Source organism: Actinotalea sp., from assembly GCF_041597215.1.
Lineage (GTDB): Bacteria > Actinomycetota > Actinomycetes > Actinomycetales > Cellulomonadaceae > Actinotalea.
Genome location: NZ_JBFHHB010000257.1, coordinates 1 through 4363, shown reverse-complemented (window position 1 = coordinate 4363; position 4363 = coordinate 1). Strand labels below are relative to the sequence as shown.

Below are 4363 nucleotides of genomic sequence, written 5' to 3'. Positions count from 1 at the left end.
GTCTACACCTTGTCCGCGCTCCCGAGCTTCGCGGACGCCACGCGCACCCGCCTGCTGAAGACCGAGTACATCTTCATGCCCTACCGGCCCTCGCACGCGATCCTCACGGCCGGAGCGCTGTCGATCTCGGCGAGCACGACGGTGACGGCTGCTGCAGGCGTCGACGCGACGACTGCCGCGGTGCACTCGAACGCGACCGTGACGGGCGTCGGCAACCCGACGGTCACGGGCCCGGTCACGAGCACCTCGGCGTCGAGCTTCAGCTCGAACAACTTCTCGTCCAACCCTGGCGGCGGGGTCTACGTCAAGGCCGCGCAGAGCATCCCGGCCGTCAGCGCCCTCCAGTTCTACATGCGGGCACCGACCAGCGACCCGAGCGCCATCGCGGACTGGTACGACCTGTGCTCCGGAGGGGTCGTGCGGCCCTACGGCACGACGGGTCCGTGCACGGCCACGACGACCATCGGGACGGCGACCTCCTCCATCGGGATCCGCGGCTGGACGTACACCTCGTCGAGCCGAACCTGGACGGCGAGCAAGAACACCCTGCCCGGCACCTACTACGCGCATGAGGCGAACGTCGACACCGGAACCGGCAACGGCACGATCGCGAAGTTCACGGTCATCGCCTCCGCGCAGAACCCCGACAACTGCAGCTCCAAGCAGTACGGGAACATCACGTGGGACCACTACGACCTCACCGCGCCGGCCTACAACAACCTGTGGATGTTCGCCGACACGGACCTGGTCACGCACTCGAACTGGAAGGCGGGCTCGATGACGGTGCCCGTCGTCAGCGGGATGTTCGTGGCGGGCGACCAGGTGCAGCTCGAGACCTCGAGCGCCGGGGCGGTCGGCTCGGTCGTTGCGGCCGACCAGTGCTCGACGGCCAGCCCCAAGGGACTCATCACCACCTCCGAGGTGAAGAACCCGAGCATCTACTTCGACCCGAACTCCGATGCGCCGTTCGCCAGCGTCATCACGACCTCGCTGTGGCTCGACTACTCGGGCGGCTGAGCGACCGGGACGGGGAGTGACCCATGGCTGTGCTCCTCGTCCCCGTCGCCGTTCTCGGCCTCCTCATCGGGTCGTTCCTCAACGTCGTCGTCTGGCGCGTCCCTCGCGGTGAGTCGATCGTCTCGCCCCCGAGCGCCTGCCCGTCGTGCGGGCACGAGATCCGCCCGCGGGACAACGTCCCGGTGCTCGGCTGGCTCCTGCTGCGTGGTCGCTGCCGCGACTGCGGCAACCCGATCTCCGTCCGCTACCCGCTGGTCGAGGCCGCGACCGGGCTGCTCTTCGTCGCGGTGGCCCTGCGTTTCGGGCTGAGCTGGGAGCTCCCGGTCTACCTGTACCTCGCGGCGATCGCCGTGGCACTGGCGCTGATCGACCTCGACGTGCACCGGCTGCCCGACCCGATCGTGCTCCCGTCGTACCCCGTCGTCCTCGTGCTCCTCGGGGTGGCAGCACTGGACCCCGGGGGGACCTCGCAGTGGGGCGCGCTCGGCAGGGCTGTGGCGGCCGGAGCGATCCTCTTCGTCTTTTACCTGCTGCTCGCCGTCCTCCGACCAGGAGGGATGGGGATGGGCGACGTGAAGCTCGCCGGGGTGCTCGGGCTCGCCCTCGGGTGGCTCGGATGGGGGAGCCTCGTGGTGGGCGCCTTCGGTGCCTTCCTGCTCGGGGGGCTCTTCGGGATCGGTCTGCTGCTGGCCGGCCGTGCGGGACGGCGGTCGGGGATCCCCTTCGGCCCGTGGATGCTCGCCGGAGCCGCCCTCGGGGTCGCGGTGGGCGAGCCCCTCTGGGACGCCTATCTCGGACTTCTGGTCTGAATTCGCCCCGGCTCGGGGACGTCGCCCCCGGCGAAGCCTCAAGAACGCCGACCGTGCGGCCGATAAGGCAGCAGGACGTCCGAGGAAGGGACAGAACGTGGCTAGAGCAGGGGTGATCGGGCTCGACATCGGTACGACGCGGGTTCGCGCGGCCGAGGTCCAGTTCCACGGTCGAGGGCCGGAGGCCCAGGGGACGCTCGTGCGGTACGGGGAGGTCGCGATCCCGCTCGGCGCCGTACGCGACGGCGAGGTCGAGGACACCGTCTCGGTGAGCATGGCCTTGCGCCAGCTCTGGACCGAGCAGAAGTTCACCTCCCGCGACGTCAACATCGGCGTCGGCAACCAGCGCGTGGTGGTCCGCGAGCTCGACCTGCCGTGGCTCCCGCTCCCTCAGCTCAAGGCCTCGCTCCCGTTCCAGGTGACCGAGCTGCTGCCGATGTCCACCGACGACGCGCTGCTCGACTACTTCCCCACCGGTGAGTTCGACGCGGGCCAGGGGCGCATGGTGCGCGGCATGATGGTCGCCGCCACCCGGGACACGGTCCGGGCCAACGTGCTCGCCGTCGAGGGAGCCGGCCTGCGTCCGCAGATGGTCGACCTCAACCCCTTCGCCCTGCTGCGCGCCGTGCTCCGCGGGGAGCTGCGGCAGCAGACGGTCGCGATCGTGGAGATCGGCGCACGGATCACCCAGGTGGCCATCGCCGTCAACGGCATCCCGCAGTTCGTGCGCATGCTCGCCTCCGGGGGGCAGAACGTCACCGACGCCGTGGCTGCTGCGCTCTCGATCAGCGCGCAGGACGCCGAGGGCGTCAAGCGTCAGGTGGGCGTCGGGTACGGGGTCGCCCCGGAGCTCGCCGTGGCGGCAGAGGCCGTCGGTGAGACCGTCCGACCGCTGGTCGAGGCGGTGCGGAACACCTTCGTCTACTACGCGGCCAACCACCCGGGCGCGGGGATCGACCTCGTCCTGCTCACCGGTGGGGGATCGCTCCTTCCCGGTCTGGGCCAGTACCTGTCGAGCGCGAGCCGGCTTCCGGTGGCCCTCGGCGACGCGCTGGCCGGCGTCTCGATCCACAAGGGCATCGTGAACCTCCCGGAATCCACCGCAACCGTCGGCGGCCTGCCGATCGGTCTGGCACACGGAGTGGCAGCATGACCGCGACGGCAGAGGCCCCGAGCACGACGCGTCGCGGCCGCACGGGCAAGGGCAGCGTTCCGGTCTCGCCGTGGCCGCAGGTCAACCTGCTACCACCGGAGGTCAGGGCCTCACGCGCCGTCCGCGTCGTCAAGCGCTGGCTGGCGGTCGTCGTCGTGATCGCGATCGTCATCGCCGCCGGAGTCGTGGCCGCCTCGGTGCTCGCCCAGCGCGGGGCCGACCAGGAGCTCGCCGACGCGCAGGTGCGCACCGAGCAGCTCAACGCGGAGAAGGAGAAGTACGCCGAGGTGCCGATCGTCCTCGCCGCGATCGACGACACGACGCGCGCTCGGGTGCTGGGGACGTCGACCGAGGTCCTGTGGACGCCCTACCTACGCGCCGTCGCCGCCACGACGCCGGAAGGGGTGAGCATCGACACCTTCTCGGTGAGCGCACCGTGGCCGCGGCCGGACCTCAGCATGGCGCAGAACCCGCTCGCGGCTGACAGCGTCGGCACGATCTCCTTCACGGCGAGGTCGCTGACCGTCCCGGACTCGGCCGCATGGCTCGACGGACTCGTCACGGTCCCGGGCTTCTCCGACCCGTGGTTGTCCGGAGCCACCTGGACCGAGCCCACACCGGAGGGCATGCCCGGCTACTACGCGGTGACCGGAACAGTCGAGGTCACCGAGGGTGCGTGGGCACAACGCTTCGTCGACGAGACCGAGGAGAACTGATGGGCGCCACACGCTCCACCGGTTGGGTGGTCGGGACGGTTCTGCTGGTCCTGGCGATCTTCGCCGCAACCTGGTTCCTGGTGGCCGGTCCCCGGTTCTCGGCCGCGTCCGAGACCGCGACCGCCGCACAGGACACCCGGGACAGGAACGACCTGCTCGCTGTCCAGGTCGCCAAGCTCGCTGATCAGTTCACCCACCTGGATGAGTACCGGGCCGAGCTCGCCGCGTTGCGGACCGAGATCCCAGCGCAGGAGCAGCTCAGCGAGTACCTGCGCGCCGTCGACGCCCTCGCAGTGGCCAATGAGGTGACGGTCACAGCTGTGGCTCCTGGCGTCCCGACTCTCGTGCAGGAGACGGTCGCGACACCCACGGAAGAGGTGGAGACGACCGACACCACGGAGACGACCGACACCACCGAAACGACCGACACCACCGAGGCCGACCCCGCCGCCACAACCCAGGAGGCTGCGCCGACTGCTCTCGACGGCTTCGCGTCGATCCAGGTGGCCATCACCGTCAAGGGCCCGTACGCGAAGGTGGCCGCATTCCTCGAGGCGCTCCAGACCGGCAACCCTCGGATCTTCGTGCCCACCTCCATCGCGGCCGTGGGCGCCGGGACCAACGTCGACGTGCCGGTCCCCACCGCCGACGGTGACCTCGAGTTCACC

Annotated in this window: 5 protein-coding genes; all 5 read left to right on the top strand. The window is 70.2% G+C overall.

What is annotated here, in order from left to right; genetic code table 11:
- Nucleotides 1–1017, top strand: a 1017-nt coding sequence (locus ABWK99_RS14050; protein WP_372595326.1) for a hypothetical protein, incomplete at its 5' end; no start/stop codon positions are given.
- Nucleotides 1018–1040: 23 nt separating this feature from the next.
- On the top strand, nt 1041–1826 hold the full coding sequence (locus ABWK99_RS14045) for an A24 family peptidase (RefSeq protein WP_372595325.1): 786 nt from the start codon (nt 1041–1043) through the stop codon (nt 1824–1826).
- Nucleotides 1827–1923: 97 nt separating this feature from the next.
- Entirely contained in the window at nt 1924–2979 is a 1056-nt protein-coding gene (pilM, locus tag ABWK99_RS14040) for a type IV pilus assembly protein PilM (RefSeq protein WP_372595324.1), read from the top strand.
- Complete coding sequence (locus ABWK99_RS14035; RefSeq protein ID WP_372595323.1) at nt 2976–3695, top strand: fimbrial assembly protein; 720 nt, start codon at nt 2976–2978, stop codon at nt 3693–3695. Before pilM ends, ABWK99_RS14035 begins: the two co-directional genes overlap by 4 nt.
- Nucleotides 3695–4363: GspMb/PilO family protein (locus ABWK99_RS14030; protein WP_372595322.1), on the top strand; the 669-nt coding region annotated here is incomplete at its 3' end. The genes ABWK99_RS14035 and ABWK99_RS14030, both read left to right, overlap by 1 nt.

What these genes read in the sequence shown, in the direction of transcription:
- ABWK99_RS14045 (WP_372595325.1), top strand. Translation starts at nt 1,041, where the DNA reads ATGGCTGTGCTCCTCGTCCCCGTCGCCGTTCTCGGCCTCCTCATCGGG.
- ABWK99_RS14035 (WP_372595323.1), top strand. Translation starts at nt 2,976, where the DNA reads ATGACCGCGACGGCAGAGGCCCCGAGCACGACGCGTCGCGGCCGCACG.